Origin of the sequence: Haloarcula amylolytica JCM 13557 (assembly GCF_000336615.1) — an archaeon.
GTDB lineage: Archaea > Halobacteriota > Halobacteria > Halobacteriales > Haloarculaceae > Haloarcula > Haloarcula amylolytica.
The window spans coordinates 96,312-115,757 of record NZ_AOLW01000035.1 but is presented as its reverse complement, the minus strand read 5'-3'; the positions used below and the strand labels follow the sequence as shown (position 1 = coordinate 115,757).

At 54.2% G+C, this 19,446-nt stretch carries 14 protein-coding genes; 9 read left to right on the top strand and 5 right to left on the bottom strand.

The window, feature by feature from the left end; all coding sequences use genetic code 11:
- Nucleotides 1–217 precede the first annotated feature (217 nt).
- The gene (locus C442_RS14495) at nt 218–874 is read left to right on the top strand and encodes a hypothetical protein (RefSeq protein ID WP_008311702.1); all 657 of its coding nucleotides are present in this window, start codon (nt 218–220) and stop codon (nt 872–874) included.
- A gap of 25 nt (nt 875–899) precedes the next feature.
- Nucleotides 900–1,457 (top strand): helix-turn-helix transcriptional regulator, encoded by a 558-nt coding sequence (locus tag C442_RS14490; protein WP_008311700.1) that lies wholly within the window; start codon nt 900–902, stop codon nt 1,455–1,457.
- A 62-nt stretch (nt 1,458–1,519) separates the two neighbouring features.
- Here C442_RS14490 and C442_RS14485 read toward each other — a convergent pair whose 3' ends face one another.
- The 3 genes from C442_RS14485 to gfo6 all read right to left on the bottom strand — a co-directional run bounded on the left by C442_RS14485 (nt 1,520) and on the right by gfo6 (nt 6,488).
- A complete protein-coding gene (locus tag C442_RS14485) occupies nt 1,520–2,734 on the bottom strand; it encodes an ABC transporter substrate-binding protein (RefSeq protein ID WP_049943011.1) in 1,215 nt (404 codons plus the stop codon).
- Between the two features lie 1,063 nt (nt 2,735–3,797).
- Nucleotides 3,798–5,027, bottom strand: a complete 1,230-nt coding sequence (locus C442_RS14480) for an HAD-IIA family hydrolase (protein WP_049943042.1) — start codon at nt 5,025–5,027, stop codon at nt 3,798–3,800.
- 390 nt (nt 5,028–5,417) lie between these two features.
- On the bottom strand, nt 5,418–6,488 hold the full coding sequence (gfo6, locus tag C442_RS14475) for a D-xylose 1-dehydrogenase Gfo6 (RefSeq protein WP_008311691.1): 1,071 nt from the start codon (nt 6,486–6,488) through the stop codon (nt 5,418–5,420).
- A 622-nt stretch (nt 6,489–7,110) separates the two neighbouring features.
- Between gfo6 and C442_RS14470 the strand changes: the two genes are divergently transcribed.
- Nucleotides 7,111–8,256 carry an alpha-D-ribose 1-methylphosphonate 5-triphosphate diphosphatase gene (locus tag C442_RS14470; RefSeq protein WP_049943010.1) on the top strand — a complete coding sequence of 382 codons (1,146 nt, stop codon included), beginning with the start codon at nt 7,111–7,113 and terminating at the stop codon, nt 8,254–8,256.
- 59 nt (nt 8,257–8,315) lie between these two features.
- Here the strand turns inward: C442_RS14470 and C442_RS14465 are convergent, their stop codons facing one another.
- Entirely contained in the window at nt 8,316–8,951 is a 636-nt protein-coding gene (locus C442_RS14465; protein WP_008311684.1) for a DUF7344 domain-containing protein, read from the bottom strand.
- Nucleotides 8,952–9,741: 790 nt separating this feature from the next.
- Between C442_RS14465 and C442_RS14460 the strand changes: the two genes are divergently transcribed.
- The 4 genes from C442_RS14460 (at nt 9,742) to C442_RS14445 (ending at nt 14,463) form a co-directional block, all read left to right on the top strand.
- Complete coding sequence (locus C442_RS14460) at nt 9,742–10,023, top strand: winged helix-turn-helix domain-containing protein (protein ID WP_004515801.1); 282 nt, start codon at nt 9,742–9,744, stop codon at nt 10,021–10,023.
- 383 nt (nt 10,024–10,406) lie between these two features.
- A complete protein-coding gene (locus C442_RS14455) occupies nt 10,407–12,248 on the top strand; it encodes a COG1470 family protein (RefSeq protein ID WP_049943009.1) in 1,842 nt (613 codons plus the stop codon).
- Nucleotides 12,249–12,582: 334 nt separating this feature from the next.
- The gene (locus tag C442_RS14450; protein WP_008311681.1) at nt 12,583–13,425 is read left to right on the top strand and encodes a glycosyltransferase family 2 protein; all 843 of its coding nucleotides are present in this window, start codon (nt 12,583–12,585) and stop codon (nt 13,423–13,425) included.
- A gap of 102 nt (nt 13,426–13,527) precedes the next feature.
- Nucleotides 13,528–14,463, top strand: a complete 936-nt coding sequence (locus C442_RS14445; protein WP_008311680.1) for a DUF1616 domain-containing protein — start codon at nt 13,528–13,530, stop codon at nt 14,461–14,463.
- A 150-nt stretch (nt 14,464–14,613) separates the two neighbouring features.
- Here C442_RS14445 and C442_RS14440 read toward each other — a convergent pair whose 3' ends face one another.
- Nucleotides 14,614–15,783: a glycosyltransferase gene (locus tag C442_RS14440; protein ID WP_008311679.1), complete on the bottom strand. Its 1,170-nt coding sequence runs from the start codon at nt 15,781–15,783 to the stop codon at nt 14,614–14,616.
- A gap of 264 nt (nt 15,784–16,047) precedes the next feature.
- On the opposite strand from C442_RS14440, the gene asnB reads away from it, so the two are divergent.
- Entirely contained in the window at nt 16,048–17,937 is a 1,890-nt protein-coding gene (gene asnB, locus C442_RS14435) for an asparagine synthase (glutamine-hydrolyzing) (protein WP_275039413.1), read from the top strand.
- 124 nt (nt 17,938–18,061) lie between these two features.
- On the top strand, nt 18,062–19,252 hold the full coding sequence (locus tag C442_RS14430) for a glycosyltransferase family 4 protein (RefSeq protein ID WP_049943008.1): 1,191 nt from the start codon (nt 18,062–18,064) through the stop codon (nt 19,250–19,252).
- The last annotated feature ends 194 nt before the right edge of the window (nt 19,253–19,446 follow it).

The window sequence follows — 19,446 nt, the reverse complement described above, 5'->3', positions numbered from 1 at the left end:
GAGTTCGCAGTGGCGGGCCGAGCATATGCTGTGGGCCGGTGTGCTCGCTGTGAGCGCTGGCCCGATCACGGCATCAGGAGATTATACGAAAACCATTGTAAAGCCCCGTTGGAAACGGGAGTGAAACGGATCTGAAACGCGTTTCAGAGATTGTTCCATTCGTTTCAGTTTACTGAAAACCAGCACTTTCATACGAAAACGTCCGGTCACGACGGACATGGAGTCGGTTAGACGGTCCCGTCTGGTGTTCGTCCTCTCGCTCACCGTCCTCAGTGTGAGTATCGCCGTCTTCGCAACCGCGACTGGTATCGCCGCGACGGCGACAGCTGATACCGGATACGAGTTCGCTATTGAAGACGATGCACTTGTCGAAACGAGCGGCAGAACCACTGAGGTTCTGGTATCGGATGTCAGAACTGTCAACTATATAGAGATTACGAATCTCAACCGGAGCCCCGTTGTGCGGGCCACACCATGGGAACCGCCCGAACTGTCCCGCTCGAAGCGAGCGCGAGCCAAGCGGATTATCACGACGGACGGGTCGGTCCCCGATACCGTTGCATCACCGGCCGACGCAGTGTACACGATGCGGCCGGTTCCACGCGGGGTAGCTAGCGAGAGAGCCGCGGTCGTCGGTGCAGATCCGACAGCGTCGTGGCACGATCTCGCCGCAGTCAACGAGTCCGCCTTCACCGTTCGGAACGGCACGACTGCAGGGGTCGTCGTCATTGAACGGACGGAGCAGCGACTGAGTGATCGCCGTGTACTGGTCGTCGTTGAACCGATCGATCGGGAAACCCGATACAGTGTCGTCGTCGATATCCGAAACGAGAGGATAGACGCGTTCGTCCGACTCCGTGGGGTACCGGAGTAGTCCGGATACATTGCTGGTCTCAACAATGATCGAAAACACCCTCCAACGTAGCGAGGCCGTCGCGGCAGGCGTCTTCGTCATCTCGACCGCCCTGATGCTTTTGCTGGCCGGCCATCTCATCACGCCGACAGTAGCCACAGTCACAATCGGCGAGACCACTGTCCAATCAGGATCTCCGGGGCCGTCCATCCGAACAGTCGATATCGCCGTACTCACAGTGGCTGCGTTCACCTCCGGTGCGAGTGCCGTGGCGTTGTTCCGTGTCGATTGGGGTGCATCGGGTTCTGCTACGGACTCGCCGGACACTCGATCGCCGGACGCTGACCATGACCACGCACCGACAGCGGACCTACTCGAAGCCCGTCGGCAGGAATGGGAAGAGACTGCGAGTCGCCTCGCGAGCAACGAACGGATCGTTTATGAAATCATGCTTGATGCCGATGGGGTTCTTCCACAGAGCGAAATCGTCGATCGAACGGAGTTCTCGAAGGCGACTGTCAGCCGGACCCTCGATACGCTCGAAGCCAAGAACCTCATCGAACGGAAGCGGCGCGGCGTCGGCAACGTCGTCATCCTGTCGTGAATCCCACGCTGATCGGGCGAATTGCTCCATTCGGGCGACAGCGTTGCTGAAACCAGCCGAAGTTATCCGCCCGTAACGATCTTGGCAACGCGGTCGCGGCTGAAAAGCTGCTCATCCGATGGAATCTCTGGATAGTGATTCCCGTTCTCGTAGGGTGGCCACTCGCCAAAGATATCCGGGTAGAGCTGTTTCGCGGTCATTTCGATCTGGAAGAGATTCATGATCGGGCCGTGATATCGCATTCCGTGTGCGTATACGCGGTCGTCTTTGACCGCTGCGAGTTCTTTTCCAACGCTGTGTGACGCGAGCCTCTCGCGGACATCGTCCATGTCGTAGCGAGGTGTCATCCCCCAGAGATGGAGGATTACGTCAGGGTCCGCGTCCAGCATCGTTTCATAGCCGACCGAACCCCAGAGACCGTCCCACGTTTCGTCCCCGAAGGCGTCGTTGGCTGCGAGCGGACGCGTGTCGGCGAGCCAGAACCCCGGTCGGTTCAGGTGATACGTCCAGAATTGGCCGTCGCCAAGTGTAACCCGAACCGCGGTCGGTCGATCTTCTTCGGGTGGAAGCTTCGTCTGGATGGTCTCGATGAGTTCTTGATGAACGGCTCTGAGTTGCTCGTAACGCTTTCGTTCCTGAAACACGGTGGCGACACGACCGAACAGCTCCCACAGCGTGTAATAGTGGTAGTTCTCACTGTAGGGTTCTTGCGGGTCACCGTGTGTTCCGCTGTAGAAATTCCCGAAAAAGGGGCCGACATTGTCGACAATTTCCTCGATATCGGCCATATCCCAGTTCTCCTGGGTAATCGCCCATGCGGGGTCGAGGAAGTGAACGTCGCTACCGAGGCTGTAGCAGAACTCCTTGCTGAAATTGTCGTAGGGGTTCGGAAGGTTCTCCCACTCAAAGGAGACACCAGAGAGCCGTTCGTAGTAGTGGTTCATCGATGGCCCAGCCATATCTGGGACGAACATCGAATTGACCGCGTCACCGTGGTTAAGTGCGACTAACATATCTGCATACTGATTGTACATCGTGAAGACGCTCTCCGGTACGGAGTCGAACTCGACCTCTCCGACAGGAGAAAGCGAGGCAACGTAGGACCCCCCATCTGACGGGGTTGATGTGCCCGTTTCCTTGTCACTCGATGTTGCTGTACTGGGCGGTTCCCCACCGTTACTGGAGCAGCCGGCTACGATTGACGTGCCGAGCAGCAGACCACCGCCGGAGAGGTAGTCTCGTCTGGTGAGACTACCTGTCCCGTCTGTCCCGTCCATGGTTTAGGTTGGCCTAATATGGCGTATATGGCTTTCGGATTAACCAGTGTACTTCGCTTGCAGGACGAAGGACTGACCACTCTATCACCGCCGTGAATCTCGACCAACTTTGTTCTATGACAGATTCTTCGGAGTTGTCTGTGGATCCCATCTATATGAACTAATTGGTTATAGATATACTACTATACACCCATCGTTGGTCAAATATGGCAACTATGAATATATCAGTAAAATATCTAGACATCAAAACCGTGATCGTAACACAGGAAGCTCGATCTTATCTCTGAGATCAATATTAACAGTGTGAAAACGTACTCCTACGACTATATGGTTCTACATTGTGACTGACATCTCTTGGATAATAAAACGTACTCAATTTCAATCCGGATGTGATATGCGCGACATCCAATCAGATAGTTGCCATTCTAAACACGATCTTTTGATACCAGCGGCCGCTGAGAGCCTGTCGAGTTCGCCGGCGTCGAATAATAACATCTGTACGGATGTTATTACCCTCCTTGCTTCAGCTCTGAGACACAGCCATTTTAAGTGATACCTGGTGCGGTACAGTGTAAACCTTCGCACGACTATCACCCAAATATGACTACCAGAACAGATCTCCAGTTCCGGATTGGGTAGCGGAGGGCAGAGACCTATTGGAACTTCGACCGGCTACAGACGGTGACCGCTGAGGAAGGTCTGATTGAGACGATTCCGGAAGAACTTCTGGAGCCCCACGTTGGGCCAGTGAACAAACACTGAGAGTTCTCCCCGCTATAGTACCAATTGAAACGATGTACACACTGATCGCACTGCTGTCGTTCGATCAGGCGTGCATTGATTTTCAATGGCTACTATAGATATGGTGCGTGAGGCTCGCCATGACGACGATACCGATCATCGACGGTCACTCGTCGAGGCTGTGGTTTTCTCGCTCGAGCAGCGGTACGGCGACACGCTTCGGCCACGGACGTGGTTCGCCCAGCTCCGTGAACTCGTTCTGAGAGCGACTCTGAGAAATATCGAACTTGCTCCGTAACATCGGTCAGTACAGCCTGTGAATTTATCGAATTGCAGGTGAGCCATCTGCGTCATTTGCATCGGCTATCCACTGCGGTTGCATCGGAAGGATATCCGACGGTAAATCGTTCATGTCGAAGAATCCGACCTCGAGGGCTTCATCCTCGTCGGCCTCGGGTGTACCCCCTTCGATGGAACACCGAAAGCAATTCGTGACGAAGTGAACTGCCTTGCCTGAGGGATACGAAAACACTTGCTGTTCCGGGTGTGAATAGACGCCTATCAGCCGCTCAACCGCTATTTGCAGTCCCGTTTCCTCGTCAACCTCTCGTGTGATAGCGTCCCCGACTGGTTCGCACCGTTCGACCGTGCCCGTCGGGAGCGCCCACTGCTCTTTGTCGGCGCGTTTCAGCAACAGCACCTCATCTACGTCATTCACTACGACAGCAGCGACGCCCGGACGTAACTCATCCGGCCACGAATAGGGTGGTGCCTCCCATGTGTCGGTTGTGTCCGTGAAGAGGTGTGCAAGAGACGAGATCGTCAAATCAGGTTGCTGAAGATCACGAGCAGATGCGGTAGTCGGTTTGTCCTCGGCCACCAGAATCCCGGTGAGCCCCGCACGGTGGGCGCCGAGAATGTCCGTGGCAGGATTATCGCCAATCGCGGCCGCTTGCACGTCGTCAGCCAGCCCGTCGAGAGCCATCTCGAACATAAGCGGCTCGGGTTTGCCAACGACCATTGGCTCTGTTCCCGCCGCAGCTTCGACTGCTCGAACAATGGCCCCGGCCCCGGGTACAGGCCCGTCTAGGGTCGGGAACGACCCATCCGGGTTCGTCCCCACGAACGTCGCTCCCCGCTGGATGTGTCTCGCCGCCCGCTGGATGTCTTGATATGACGTCTTCTCGTCCGCGCCGACGACCATCGCATTGGGATCGTCGTCCGTGACTTCGATGCCTTCCTCTTGGAGTTCGATTTCCAGCCCTGCGCTACCGACGACAGCAGCGGTGGTCTCATCCTGTTGGGAGAGGTAGTGGGCGGTCGCCCAGCCTGACGTGATGATCTCGTCTTTTTCGGCGTCGATCCCCAGCTTGCGAAGCCTGTTCGCGATCGTCTCACGCTGAAAGCGTGGGTCGTTCGTCAGGAATCGTAGTTTATTGTCCCGCTCATTAAGACGATTCACCGACTCGACCGCCTCCGGTAGGGCCTCATCCCCGAGATACACTACCCCGTCGAGGTCAAGTAAGAACGCGTCGAATTGTTCAGAAACCATACTATTTTGTAGCACCATTAGCCACTTGTATCCTGTTGTCGGGGTGCATCTGCAGTTTAACTGAGTGGCTGATTTATCGTCATTAACGAAACGAACTGGCTGTTACTCCGCGTCTAAACAAAGCCGACCAGTTCAAATGTGGTTTCGTCACGTCTACCCAAACAAACCAATCGGACGGCTTATAGCATTTTCCGCTGTTGATCATTGATCACCCAATACAGTGAGTGTAAAACCAATGTCAGGGTCGCTTCTGTTCACAGATCTTGAGTATTATACTGTGATCACGCTGTACTCCGTTTTGACTGGGATAACGCGATAGCCGTGATCGCCACCTGAATAAATCTAAACCAATCTGACAGCGCTGGGACCAGATAAATTCGAACGAATCAGTTACAGTTTGACGACGTCGCCGCTCTCCGCGGCTTTGTGAATTGCCCGGATGATTCGCATATCCTGGAGGCCGTGGCGGCCGTCCGGGCCAATGTCAGTACCAGTCAAAACGCGGTCAGCGAAGTAGTCGAACTCCTCCCGCATTTCGTCCTCCGCGTCAAAACTCTCGTGTTCGACAGTTACTGTCGTCTCGTTTCGGGACAGGTGGAGTTTTGCTTTCCCATGGAACGCTGGACGGAGTTCGATCTGTCCGTCCGTCCCAGTTATTTTCAGTTGCGTATCACTGTGGGCGTTCTGGCTATCAGTCGTGACCATTTTGATACCGTCTTCCAGCGCAAGCAATGCCCCGGAGCGTTCATCAGGCACGTCGTCGAAGGCCTCTCCATGAGAATCCATCTGTGACTGCACCGCCAGTGGTTCCCGGTCGAGCAGAAACCGAGTCGTGTTGATCGAGTAAATCCCCAAATCCATCACTGAGGTGCCATAACCTGAGAGTTCCGGATCGAGCCGCCACTGGTCCGTGTCCGGATTCATCTCGAGCAGCGGCTGACTATTGTTTCCGTATACGGATACTGGCTCACCGATGAATCCGTCTTCGATGAGTTCTTTTGCACGCCTAACAGCGGGGTCAGTCTGCATCCGGTAGGCAATCATCAACGGCACAGCGGCCTCCGCACAGACCTCAACCATTTTCTGGGCCCGTTCGACTGTTGCCTCCATCGGTTTCTCGCACAGGATCGCTTTGTCTAACTCTGCGGCTGTCTCGGCGTATTCCAGATGCAAGGCGTTCGGTGTCCCGATGTAGATGGCATCAAACCTGTCGGCTGCCTCCCCGTCGTGGAACTCTTGGTAACTGATCCCGTAGTCCACACCGTTCTCGTCGGCGAGACGTTTCGCTTTCTCCGAAGAACTGCTGACGAGCGTTGTAACTTCACCCAGATCAGAGTCCTGAATCGCGGGAAGTGCTAGGTCGATTGTCCACCAGCCAAGTCCTAACAGCGCGTATCGAACCGTTCCGTCCGTGGTGGTTTGCCAGTCACGCTCATTATACGTATCAATCCAGTCTTTCATACAAATATGTTTTAAACCTTGACGCTAAAAACTTCGGTTTCTGAACACGCAAACACCATGCTGGTGGGTGGGGTGACGTCGCCGGAGTATGTCACTGTACTATGCTGTAATCTTGTTACTACTGGCTCTCTTCTTCAGCTAGTGCTATTATACTCTTTCTCACTATGGAAAAAATAGAAAGAAATTACTGCTCAAACGCACTCGTTCAAACAGTTAATACGGTATTATGCGGGTAGGTGTATCCTAATGGATATGAATCCGCCAGAATTACCCGCAAATTGTCTACTCTATGAAGGTATTATATAATCATAACTTAGAAATTAGGTTAGGCTGACATTTGTATGTACTATTTGAAACACTGCGTAGGTTTAAATCCCCTGGATTGGGGCTCTATTCAAACCCTGAGAATTGTTGGAGTGTCCTAGGTCCGTCTTTAGCAACTGATAGTGACGATTGACGGCCTCGTCTCCCATTATTTCATTAAGCACAACAGCTACGGCTGTCAATTACATATAAATATGTACTCTATATCCGACTGTAGCATAGCCGTAGTAAGCGCATATTCATGTTTTGGGAAGTCGATTGTAAACACATTGGAAAATCTTACAGGGTGCCAAGCTGAATGAAAAATACTGCAAATCGAACATTAATCTCGGGAGGAACTGTTGTTACGCCGACCAGCGAAATTGAGAACGGGACAGTAGTATTCTCTGATGGAAAAATAGTCTCGGTGGAAGCAGAATCTCATGACTCCCCGGACATTGATGCGACGGGGAAGTATGTCCTACCTGGATTGGTTGATCTTCACGGTGATGATATCGAACGGCACCTATTTCCGAGAGCTGGTGAGCGCGTCAACACGACTGTCGCTCTGGACCGATGTGATATTGCCAATGCCAGCGCGGGAGTTACGACAAAGTATCATGCCATTGCGTTCGAAGACGTCCCAGATGATAACCGGAGTATCGAATTAGCCCGTCGCTTGGCCGAGCATATCCGAGATTTCAACTGCGAAACCGGCGCCAGGGTCGATAACAGACTCCATATGCGGTGTGAACTCACCAACGAAACGGCTGTCGACGCCGTCTCGCAAGAAATCCAATCAGGGGGAGATCTCGTCTCCCTTGTCTCACACATTCCCGGAACGGGCCAGTTCGCTGGCGAAAATACACTTACACAACGCTATAATCTTCCGGACGGGGTCTCAGAGTCAAGCCTTCAGACCCTCGAAACACGCCGCAATGGTGTCTCCGAAAAAGAATTAATCTCGCGCGCACGAGAGATTACAGAGCTAGCAAGCAATAGAAATATCCCAGTCGCCTCACACGACGATGAAACCGTTTCGAGCGTGGACAACGCCGCTGCTATCGGGGTAGACATAAGCGAATATCCGCTCTCCCACCGTGTTGCCCAGCGGGCAACCGAGTTAAACTTGGCCGTTGCGATGGGTGCGCCGAATGTGGTTCGCGGTGGGAGTCTGTGGGACGGGCCCGATGCGTCTCAGGCAATCAAAGACGGTGTTGTCGACATTCTCTGTAGCGACTTTCGTCCGCAATCACTGCTTAGCTCTGTTTTCATCGAAAACGGTGACCCTCTCAAAGACCGGGTGTTACGTGTCTCTACTGCACCAGCTGCCGCTGCCGGCCTGTACGACCGTGGCCGATTGGAGTGTGGAGCAAGGGCCGATCTGATTATCGTCGACCCAGACCCGGTTCCATCGATAGCACGAACATATGTTGCCGGCGACGAAGTGTATCGCTCTGGATAGCCTACTCGTGACGCGTACTGCGTAAAAACTGCGCGCGGAACCAAACCGTTCTTATCGGGCTACTCGCTGTCCGACTCTTCGCGCTCAACTGACCAGTGATACACCGAACATGCGCCTGCAACACCCACTACCAGGGAGAGCAGACCTAAGACCATGCTCCCGGGAAGTGAGAAGGCGACAGAGGCGGCTAGGACCATCGCACCGAGCACCGAGACGGCCGCGTAATACTGATACCACTGTCGGCCCTCCGCCTCTTCTTCAGAACGGTTGAGGTACTTTTCGAAGTCGTCAGCCTTGTCGGTAAGGGTTATATGCCCTCGGTCTTGGTTAAAATCGACGACACCGATGTCGTCCATCTTCGGGAGATGGCACTGGTACAGTCCTACGTACACGCGCTTGCGCTCACTTGATGTCAACGCATCAGTTGTGGTCTCGTTCTCAATGGCCGCGACGTGTTCTGCGAGTTCTCCAAGAGAGACCTGTTCGCCTCGTTCTCGAAGAAAGTGGAGGACCTCTCTGCGGCGGCTGTTTTTCAGTATTTCAAAAATAACGTCTAGAGATGCACCTGAGTCGTCCTGCTCCTGTGACGTCGCTTGGTCCGCACTGCTTTCTTTCCCTTTTGGCGATGGGACAGATTCGTCGCTTAGTTTATTATTCGGTTCTGCTTTCGTTTGTGCGGTGTCTTTGACTCCCATATTTACCCACTTCCTGTGTGCTGCGACATCGTCCACCCGTCTGGAATCGCGCTCACACAGCCCCCCGGCTGTATCGACGGAGCGTTACGCTGTCAGCCAGCATTTCAAATCAACATCACCTTGCCACTTAATACTTTGTTATGTAATCGATTAGATAATTTTTCTTTGATTACCGCCGGGGTAGTCAGTAGTTGTTTGGGTATTCCGGGAGTAACAGTGTTCTTTGAATCAATTTTCGGTGATCGATAATAAATGTCCGCTACAGTGTGTGTTGAGATACGCAAAATACGTAGACTACCCGTAAAAACGCTGAGGCACTCCTCTGCTACGGTTACACGTCATTCACTTCCTCGAAATCGCACAGGGTAAATCGTAGCGTATATGGACCGTTTCTATCAGTCATGCAAGTAACGCAATCTTATCAGTATCAATTAAACAGCTATCTGGACCGCACAGAGGTCCCTGGAGGAACGAAGTCCTCGATAAGATGCTCTTCTGGGTTATCGTCGGGAATTGGAGCCTTACGATCTCCACGGTATCTGTTGTTGATCGGTTGTCGCCTGATTGCCGAACACGTAGGTGAAATGCGCGGTATATGAATTGAGCGGAAGAGCGATATTACTCACCACATACTCAGTATGCAGGGTACTCAACCGGAATCGTGTATGGCTACGAAGCGAGACCAAGAGACACGAGCGAAACAATTAACCACAGGCACATGGAATATCACTGTACACGAGTTTGTGTCCAAAGAAGGTAGCTGGTACACTCGTGCATACGAATAGATACGATGGCAGACTTTGATCAGTGGGACGAAGTGAGCTACGTAATCAGTTCACGGTATCGAGTCGAGACTCTCCGCCGGTTGTCAGAAGGCCCTGCGACACCGTCGCTAATTGCGGACGACAGGGAAATGAGCATTGCTCACGTTTCGCGCGCCCTACAGGAACTCCGTGAGTCGGAACTGGTTGACCTATTAGTTTCCGAAGATCGGAAGAAAGGGCGCGTGTACGACATCACTGAGAAGGGTGTCGATATTTGGGAAACAATCGAACGGAAGAACATGGCGTAACTGTCGCGTCTCGGCCTCGAACTGATAGGATTGCACAGTCGCGTCGACTTAGAACCATCTCTCTCCCTGTTTTCGATTCGAATTGAACTTGTAATTTGATGTGGGTCTCTCGCGTATGCGATATTCCATTACACCACAAGGTGGTGTGCTTTCCATAGATTCAGCTAACGGTAGTCGTTAAACTGAGGCGCCAACGAACGGTATCGACTCACTACGACTATGGCTGAAAGCTCCACTTTGGGGGACGTGTCTGGTGGTAAACGTATGCTACCCATTCTGAGACCTCCCTGTAGAAATCCGCTCTTCGATATTGAATGCAAAGAGTGTCTAACGGTGGGTATAGCAGCCGTAACAATAATGATTTGTAACATACCTGCGTACGCATGTTGTCCATAGGCTACGGAAAGTTACTGATTGGGTGCGTCGCTGGACTGTTACTCATTGGAGGTGCTACGCTGGGGCTTGGAATCGGTGGTTTCGCCGATGGACCGGCAAATACGGAGACCACTGTGAGCGAGGACGAACTGGAGATACGCACTGTGCAGTCTCCGACCGAAATTCGGCCGGATGAGCCGTTGCGTGTGCATATTCAAATCACAAATGCGGGGTCGGAAACGACAACACAACAAGTAGCGCTACGATTGAACAGGGACGGACAGTCTCCTGAAACGGTGGCAACAAAACAAGTCGAGGTTGCGGCTGCAGAACCGACGGACGTGACGTTCGCTGTCGAACCTGACCAAATCAGTCCCGGGGAATACACGCACGCCGTTGCCGTCGGTGAGTCATCGTCCCCGGAGTCAACTGGGAATGTGGCTGTCCTCACCCCGCCTACGTTTGTCCTCGCCGATACCACTGAAAACGCTACAATTGTCCGTGGAACGAACGCCTCCATCCGAGCAAACCTGACCAATGTCGGTGCATATCGTGGCGTCCAGACAGTGCGAATCGCTGTCGATGCGGACCAAAACGGCCAGTACTCCGATGCTGAAACGCTGAACGAGAGTGTCCACTCGCTTGCGGGCGGCCAGAGCCAGATGAGCACTGCCACGGTCCGAACTGCTGATCTGGAGCCTGGCCGATATCAATACAGGGTCGCCACCGAAAACACGACAACGACCGGAACACTCCATGTCCAGCAACCGGCGACGTTCCGTGTGCAGAACACGACTGCACCGGCCAACGTAACGAGGGGGGAAACTGCCAATGTCTCAGCAGTCGTCGAGAACGTTGGTGACGTGGACGGGATCGACAACGTCACGCTCCGGAGTAATTCCATGAACACCACCTATTCCCGCACCGTTTCACTTGCTGCCAACGAAACGACAACGGTGTCTATTGATGTGAATACGACGAATTTGAGCCGCGGGACACACAACCATTCGCTTGGAACTGCTGACGACATAGATACCGTCTCGATGACGGTACAGGACAGTCATTTCGAGGTGTCGGATTTGGCTGGACCGAATGTCCTGTACGTCGGTGATACGGCTGTGTTCTTCGCGGACGTAACGAACACCGGTGAAACCACCGGAACTCAATCGATCCAGCATCGTATCGACAGCGATGACGATGATCGACCGGAAGCCTATGGAGTCGACAGAAATGTCACGCTCGCACCCGGCGAGTCGACTCGCGTTCGGTTCGAGGTTGAATACACGGTAACCGACTCGACGGATTACCCCGTAGAACCACTGAGTCTGCAGACGTACGTCTATGGCATCTACTCAAAAGACGCGCGTGCGTCAACAGCTATGTCGGTCAAGCCGTCATGGGCAAAAGACGGCGGGTCCAGCGGTTCCGACGGAAGTACCAGTGTCTCTGATGGTGACCGCGCTTCGCTTGATGAAATAACCCAGGACAAGTACGGACGCTACTATAATGAGGTGAGCGGTGAAACGAAGCGCCAGATCGAAGAGATTCACGAACGCCAACCGTTCGCGGACAGTCTTGCGGCCGTAGAGGTGCGGACGCGTGAGGAAATCGCCCGGCAAGAGTACGGGGCCGATGTGAAAGCTGGGGAGAAGTTTAATTTCACAGGACTAGAAATCGAAACCCAACAGAAGGTCGAAGCGGACTTCGATGCACAGTTCCAGACTGATTCCGGTGACCGAATCGAGTCCTGGGACGAACTGGCCAACGACACGTACGGGAAGTCGTACGAGAACCTAACCGATAGTCGTCAGGCGGACATCAGGACGACGTATCAGGATCAATTCGAATAACCACTCCCTCTAACAGTAGTAATCGCCGTACGTGGGCGCTTTTCGGAATCGGCCTAACGAGATATTTATCGATCCGACAGTCCACTGTATATGACCGCTAACCCTGGAAAGTAAGGAATAACAATAGATCGATTTGTCCAACATGGCGACAGAGAGGGCCCTATTGGTGGCCGGTGAGCGGCCCTACGACCTACCATGACTATCACTGAATCAGAGGTTGCTATTGGCGCGTGGGTCTGGCATGAAAGCCGACCCGAGATGAGTAGCTCCCTTTTCGGTAACTCTGTGCGTACCGTAGCGGACCCATTCCACTCACCAACAGGGGGGACATAGAGTGTATAAAGGCTCGACCGTCGGTGTCGTCGTTCCGGCACACAACGAAGAGGGGTTCATCGGTGAGGTCGTCGACTCACTTCCGGAGTACGTCGATCAGGTGTTCGTTATCGACGACTGCTCGACAGATGGCACATGGACCGAAATCAAGGAATACGTGGATACTGAGGTGAAACACGCAAGTGTGACTGGTGACTCCGCACAACAAATAGTTGTCGCCGACGGGGCCGGGACAACGGTATCTGAAAGCCAGACGTTTCTCGATAAGCGGATCGTCCCAGTCCGTCATCAGACTAACGGCGGTCGCGGGGCTGCCGTACAAACCGGATACGAGCTAGCGCTTATGAGCGGCATGGATACGGTTGCAGTCCTTGATGGCGACGGCCAGATGGATCCGAACATCCTCGATGAGATACTCGACCCAGTCGTTGAGGGGGATGCGGATTACGCGAAAGGCAACCGCCTCATATCGCGACGCCACTGTACTCAGATGTCTAACTGGCGGCTATTCGGGAATGCGCTCCTCACGATGCTGACCAAGATTGCGAGCGGACACTGGCAAATGCGCGACCCACAGAACGGATACACCGCGATTTCTGCGACGGCGCTTGACCAGCTCTCGCTGAACGATCTGTTTGACGACTACGGATTTCTGAACGATATGCTAATTCACTTAGATGCGAATGGGATGACTGTTCAGGACGTACCGATGGAAGCACTCTACGGCGACGAGTCGAGCGGGATTCGATACGGCTCGTTCATTCCGAAACTATCGATTCTGTTACTTCGTGGGTACGTCTGGCGGTTACAGCAAAAGTATCTCTCCCGAACAGAATCAGAGTGATCACTCTGAACGGTTGGATATCGTTCTTTGACACCACATTCGACACCGTCAATGACCGTTATGCAGTTTTTACTTATCATGGCGTAGGCGTGAGCGGAACTTATGGGCAGGTGGTCGGATACTTCGCCAGCGACTGTCGATTTGCTTGTTACCGGGGGGTACACAGCGGTTGTACTCTTCGCAACGCTGTCGTCTCTTGAAGGGGTGCTCCTCGCGGCCGTCGCGTTACCCTTCTTGCTGTTCGTCCCGGGCTATGCTGTAGTCGCGGCCCTTTTTCCAACTCGGAACCCGGAGGATGAACACCACCGGCTGATTACCACAGAACGGATGCTGTACTCGGTTGTAGCAAGTATCTGTTTGGCAATTATCGTCGGAGTCAATCTTGAGTTCACGCCCTGGCCGATTCGCCCGACTCCGGTTGTCACTGCCCTTGCTATCGTAACCGTTGGGGCAACCGGAATCGCGTGGTATCGGCGCTACAAAAGGGCACAGACGGGCCTGAGCCAGACCTCGATGCCCTTCGGAAACTCACGAGCGGCCAGCGGTGGTTCCGATGGGGAGGGAGTCCAGCTGGGGACCGTAGTTGTCGGTGTGGCGATCCTCGTGACGTTTGCCAGCGTGACGCTGGTCGCGGCTCAGCCACAGCGCGGCGAAGCGTACACAGAATTCGGGCTGCTGACCGAGAATGAGACTGGCGATCTGGAGGCAAGCGGCTATCCGGAGCAGATCGCGTTGGGCGAGCCTGAACAGATGTACTTCACCGCCACGAATCACGAGATGGAGACAACCGAGTATGTCGTCGTCGTGCAGATGGCCAGAACCGCACCGACAGGAGAGGTCATCGAGCGCATACGTCTCGATACTTACAGCAACCGGACAGCGGCTGGAGACCGCTGGCTGCAGCGTCACACGGTGACGCCGGTACTGGAGGGCGAGCGCCTGCGGTTGACGTATTTGTTGTACAGGGGAAGTCCGCCGGATCAACCCACAGCTGAGAACGCGTACCGTGAGGCTCACATTTGGGTCGACATAACGTGAGCTAACAACGACAGGAGTCTGGGAGTAGGTTTTGGACAGTTCTGATGGATGGTATAGACCGGAGCTATAGTAACAATTGAAACGATGTACACACTGATCGCACTGCCGTCGTGCGATCAGGTGTGCATTGATTTTCAATGGCTACTATAGTCACGAGGGGGTGAGCGGCTCGGATCGTTTATCGACACTATCGGTGGTCTCCACCGATACGAAATTTCGAATAAACGCTTCGTACTGGTCGATCACAGCCGCGGGAGCGAAATCGTTCGCACGCTCGATCAGCACATCGCTCGGGAGTGGCTCGTCGAGCGTCGTCCGGATGGCCGCTGCGAGTCCCTCGTCGTCATCGACATCGACGAGTGGGCCGTACTCACCATCTTTGAGGATCTCTGCCGGGCCGCTGGGACAATCGGTCGAGACGACCGGACATCCGCAGGCAAGGGCCTCGATGAGCACGGTCGGCAGTCCCTCGTGGACCGAAGACATCGCGAGGACGTCCGAACCCGCCATGTAGCCGTAAGGGTTGTCGACAAAGCCGGGAAACGAAACCGCAGCGTCGATACCTAACTCGGCCGCGAGGGTTTCGAGTTCGGCTCGCTTCGACCCGCGGCCGACAATAATCGCACGCGTGTCCGGTCGAGCGGCATGGACCCGTTCGAAAGCGCGGAGGAACGATCCAAAGTTCTTCGCTCTCTCCAGGCGTCCGACACCGAGAACGACGTCAATGTTTGCCGATTCGATCCATGGATGATCCACCGGCTTCCCTGCCCGCTCTTGGACCTCATCGACAGGGATCGGATTGTGGAGGACAGACACCTTCTCGCGGTCGACACCGACGTGTTCCACGATGCTCTTAGCGACACCTTCTGAAACGGCGACGAACTGGTCCGACTGACCGGCGAGGCGACGCTGCAGCCACTGGACGAGCTTCTCTTTCGATTCCTCTTGCATCCCGAGCGTGTTGTGGATCGTCGAGATGGCGGTAGTGTCAGCGCCCGATAGAATCTGCGAAATCATGTGCATATCGTTGGCATACGTCATCTGTGAGAAGAGTATCTGGGGAGATTGTCGCCGCAGATATCGTACGAGAGCGGGAACGCTCGCACCGATTCCTATCCCTGGTATCCTCTGTGTTCCGAGGTCGACGACGTTTACGCTTCCGGCGACATCGGTCCGGAAATCCCCCTCGTTGTACGACACGACAAGGTCTACGTCATATCCGCGCTTAGAGAGCCCGTTCGCGACAGAAACTGTCACACGCTCGGCACCACCGACTGTCAGAGAGGGAACGAAGAACGCTATCGGTCCAGTGTTTTCCATTAGTTCACAGTCTGTGTGAAAGGGCTTGTTTATACTCACCCTACGCCGATTCTCGGGACACGTTTTTGACTTCCCGCAATGCTTTGGTCGATTCGAATAGCTCGAATCGTTCATTCAGGCAGCGTAACGGCCCAGAATTTCTCTGGGGACGTTCCACAGCGGACTGACAGACCCATATAGGCAGCGTTGAGCGGAAGATAGCCCGTCTGACTCGCCCATGTAGGGAGGGTATAATTTTGAGCATCGATGTAGATTACGCGAACAATGTGTGGAATCTGTGGTCAGTATGTTCGATCTGGCTCTCCTGAAACCGACGTTCTTGAGCGTATGAACGACTGCCAGTGTCACCGAGGTCCTGACGACGATGGGGTTTTCAGAGATGGAAGTGTTGGACTTGCACACCGCCGGCTCAGCATTATAGACCCCGAGAACGGGGGACAGCCGATCCACAACGAGGACGGTACCGTAACCGTCATCTTCAACGGAGAGATATATAATTACGGGGCTCTCAAGGAACGACTCACGTCCGCAGGACATCGATTTACCACTCAAACCGACACCGAAGTACTGGTCCATCTCTATGAGGAAGAAGGTCCAAGTTTCGTCGACGAACTCGACGGAATGTTCGCGTTCGCTCTGTGGGACAGTGAGCGAGAACGTCTGTTACTGGCCCGTGACCCGATGGGTATCAAACCTCTCGTTCTCGCCGAAACGGACGACAAGCTCGCGTTCGCCTCCGAGCTCCCATCGCTGTTCGAGAGCGACATTGACCTCGGCGGCATAGATCGGGACGCACTGGCTCAGTACTTCGCATTCGGATATATTCCGGCACCGAAAACGGCCTTCCGTAACGTTTCGAAGGTCAGACCCGGCGAGCGGATACTCATATCGGACGATGGTATCGACCGCGACAAATACCACGAGCCATCGATCACGCCTCGTGATCCCGACATTGATACCGCTGCCTCACACCTACGCTCGCTCGTCGAATCGGCGGTCGAAAAACGCCTGATGGCCGACGTTGACCTCGGAGCGTTCCTCAGCGGGGGGATCGATTCGACGATAATCGTCGGGACGATGGCACAGTTACTCGATGATCCCGTGAAGACGTTTACCGTCGGTTTCAATCAGGATCGATTCGACGAATCCTGGGCGGCACGAGAAGTGGCGTCTTTCCACGATACCGACCATCACGAGATCACACTCACAGCGAATGACGTACGCGAGTCCGTACCGGACGTACTGAATAAATTGGGGGAACCCTTCGCCGATCCGGCACTGATGCCGAGTTACGCTGTGTCTCGCGCCACGAGAAATAACGTCAAGGTCGCACTCTCTGGTGACGGTGCTGACGAACTGTTCGCCGGCTACGATAAGTACCGAGTCGAGTCCCTGTCAAAGTACTACCGAGCGCTTCCGTCCCAGATACGGAAATACGCCGTCGAGCCGGCTGTGAATGCACTACCCGCCTCACGAGGGACTGCGGTCGGCGACGCCGTTTACAAAGGACAGTGGTTCATAAATCGGAGCGGAGAACGATCCGTTCCGGAGCGTCACTTCGATTTAATGCGTGTCTCCGATGACCAAGCTATCCAGTCCGTGACGAACGTTGACCCAATCGAAGCTGGGCAGACCGCCCTCCGGACACAGCACGCCGCGATATCCCCAGAATTGGCCGATAGAGAGAGCTTGGCACGGATACAGGCTGTCGATACCCGCTTATCGCTCCCAGATCAGATGCTCATGAAAGTCGACCAGGCCAGTATGTACAACTCACTCGAGGTACGCGTTCCGTTCCTCGATACTGATGTCGTTGAGTACGCACTCAGTCTCCCAACAGACCACAAACTAACTGGCCGCGATCGAAAACGTGTGCTGAAACGAGCCTTCGATGATGTACTGCCGGAGTCTATCTTACAGCGAAACAAACACGGGTTCGATATGCCGATCGGTGAGTGGTTTAAACACGAGCTTGCTGACGAGTTCGTCTCGATGGTCCGTGCTACTGATCTGGGGATTCTCGATACCGCGGCGATTTTAGAACTATTCGATGAACACCTTGATGGAAACCACGATCACTCGCGGTTCCTCTGGACCGTCTACGTCTTCAAGCACTGGGCTGTGCGTATGCAAGAGCAGGGGGTCCTCGAATAGGAATACGGTAGCAGGTGTGACTACATACCACCATCTGGTGTCTTGTACTGGCTATAGAGGCCTATTACTCAAAAAATCGGACTATTAACTATACCCCTCTACCTGTAAGAGTCGGGCGAAATAAATGCACATACTCCGGGTCGCCCAAGACATCTTCCCTGAAACTGTCGGTGGTGCGCCATATCACATACATGCTCTGAGCCGTGATCAGGCTGCGATGGGGCACGAGGTCACCGTCTTGACTGTCTCGGAAGAGGTGGAAGAGCGAGAGGTTACCGATCAAGACGGGTATACGTTGATCAAACAACCGCCGAAGCTAGAGCTCCTCGGGAATCAGATCTTCGCCAACACTGTCGGTGATCTACGTGGTCTGGAAGACTTCGACGTGGTTCACACCCACTCTCACCTGTTCTTCTCGAGTAACGTGGCCGCGCTGTACTGCCGAATGGCCAACATCCCGATTGCAATCACATGTCACGGCCTCAACTCACAACGAGGTCCGTTCTGGTTCTCGCGTGCACACCTTCGTACGCTGGGTAAGTGGACGTATGACTCGGCCGACGTCACGCTTTGCTACACCGATGTCGAGCAATCCAAACTTCGTGACCTCGGTGTCGACGCTGACATCGCGGTTGTAAACAACGGAATCGATACCAACCGTTTCTCCCCTGCTGGACAGACCCATCCCGATATCGCGAACCAGAGCGGCCAGGCAATCGTGTTTGTCGGCCGCTTAGTCGACGGAAAGCGACCTCAGGACGTGTTAGCTGCATTCGATACGGTACGAGAGCGCTGTCCGGACGCATCGCTGTTCTTCTGTGGCGACGGCCCGCTTCGAGACAGTCTCGAATCGACGGTCGCTGACGAGGGACTTACAGATGCTGTAGAATTCCTGGGGCGGGTCCCCTATCAGAAAATGCCCTCGGTGTTCAGAGCAGCGGACCTGTTCGTCCTTCCGAGTCGGACTGAAGGCTTTCCACGGACAGTTATCGAAGCTTTAGCCTGTGAAACACCAGTTGTTGCCAGCGATCTCGAACAGACCTCGAAAATAGTCAACCAAACGGGAGAAACAGTCCAAGTTGGCAACGTCGAGGGATTCGCGACGGCGATTTCTGATTTGCTCAGCGATCAGCGCGCCCTCTCAGAACTGGGAAAACACGGCCGAGCAATCGTCACGACGCGTTACAACTGGGAAGAGACAGTGCAAGAGACAACGGAAATACTGGGCCAAGTGGCTGAAATCGGTGACTCCGTGATTCGAGACAAGACGGAATCGACCAGCAGTCCCACACCTGTGGTCAAGGACGAGATCTGAACGAATGGCGAATCGAGCCTCGACTGATTCCGGTTGCACAGTTCCACACCACTGTCGCGTTTTCGTGGCCCAATCGATATTGCGGTTCAGGTGGTCTATTGAAGCTGGTCGAGGCCTGACTTTGGTGAGGGCGTGTATCCACTGCGCGTTAGTCGCTGATTACTTAATATCTACCGTATGCAAGGCAGGGAAAG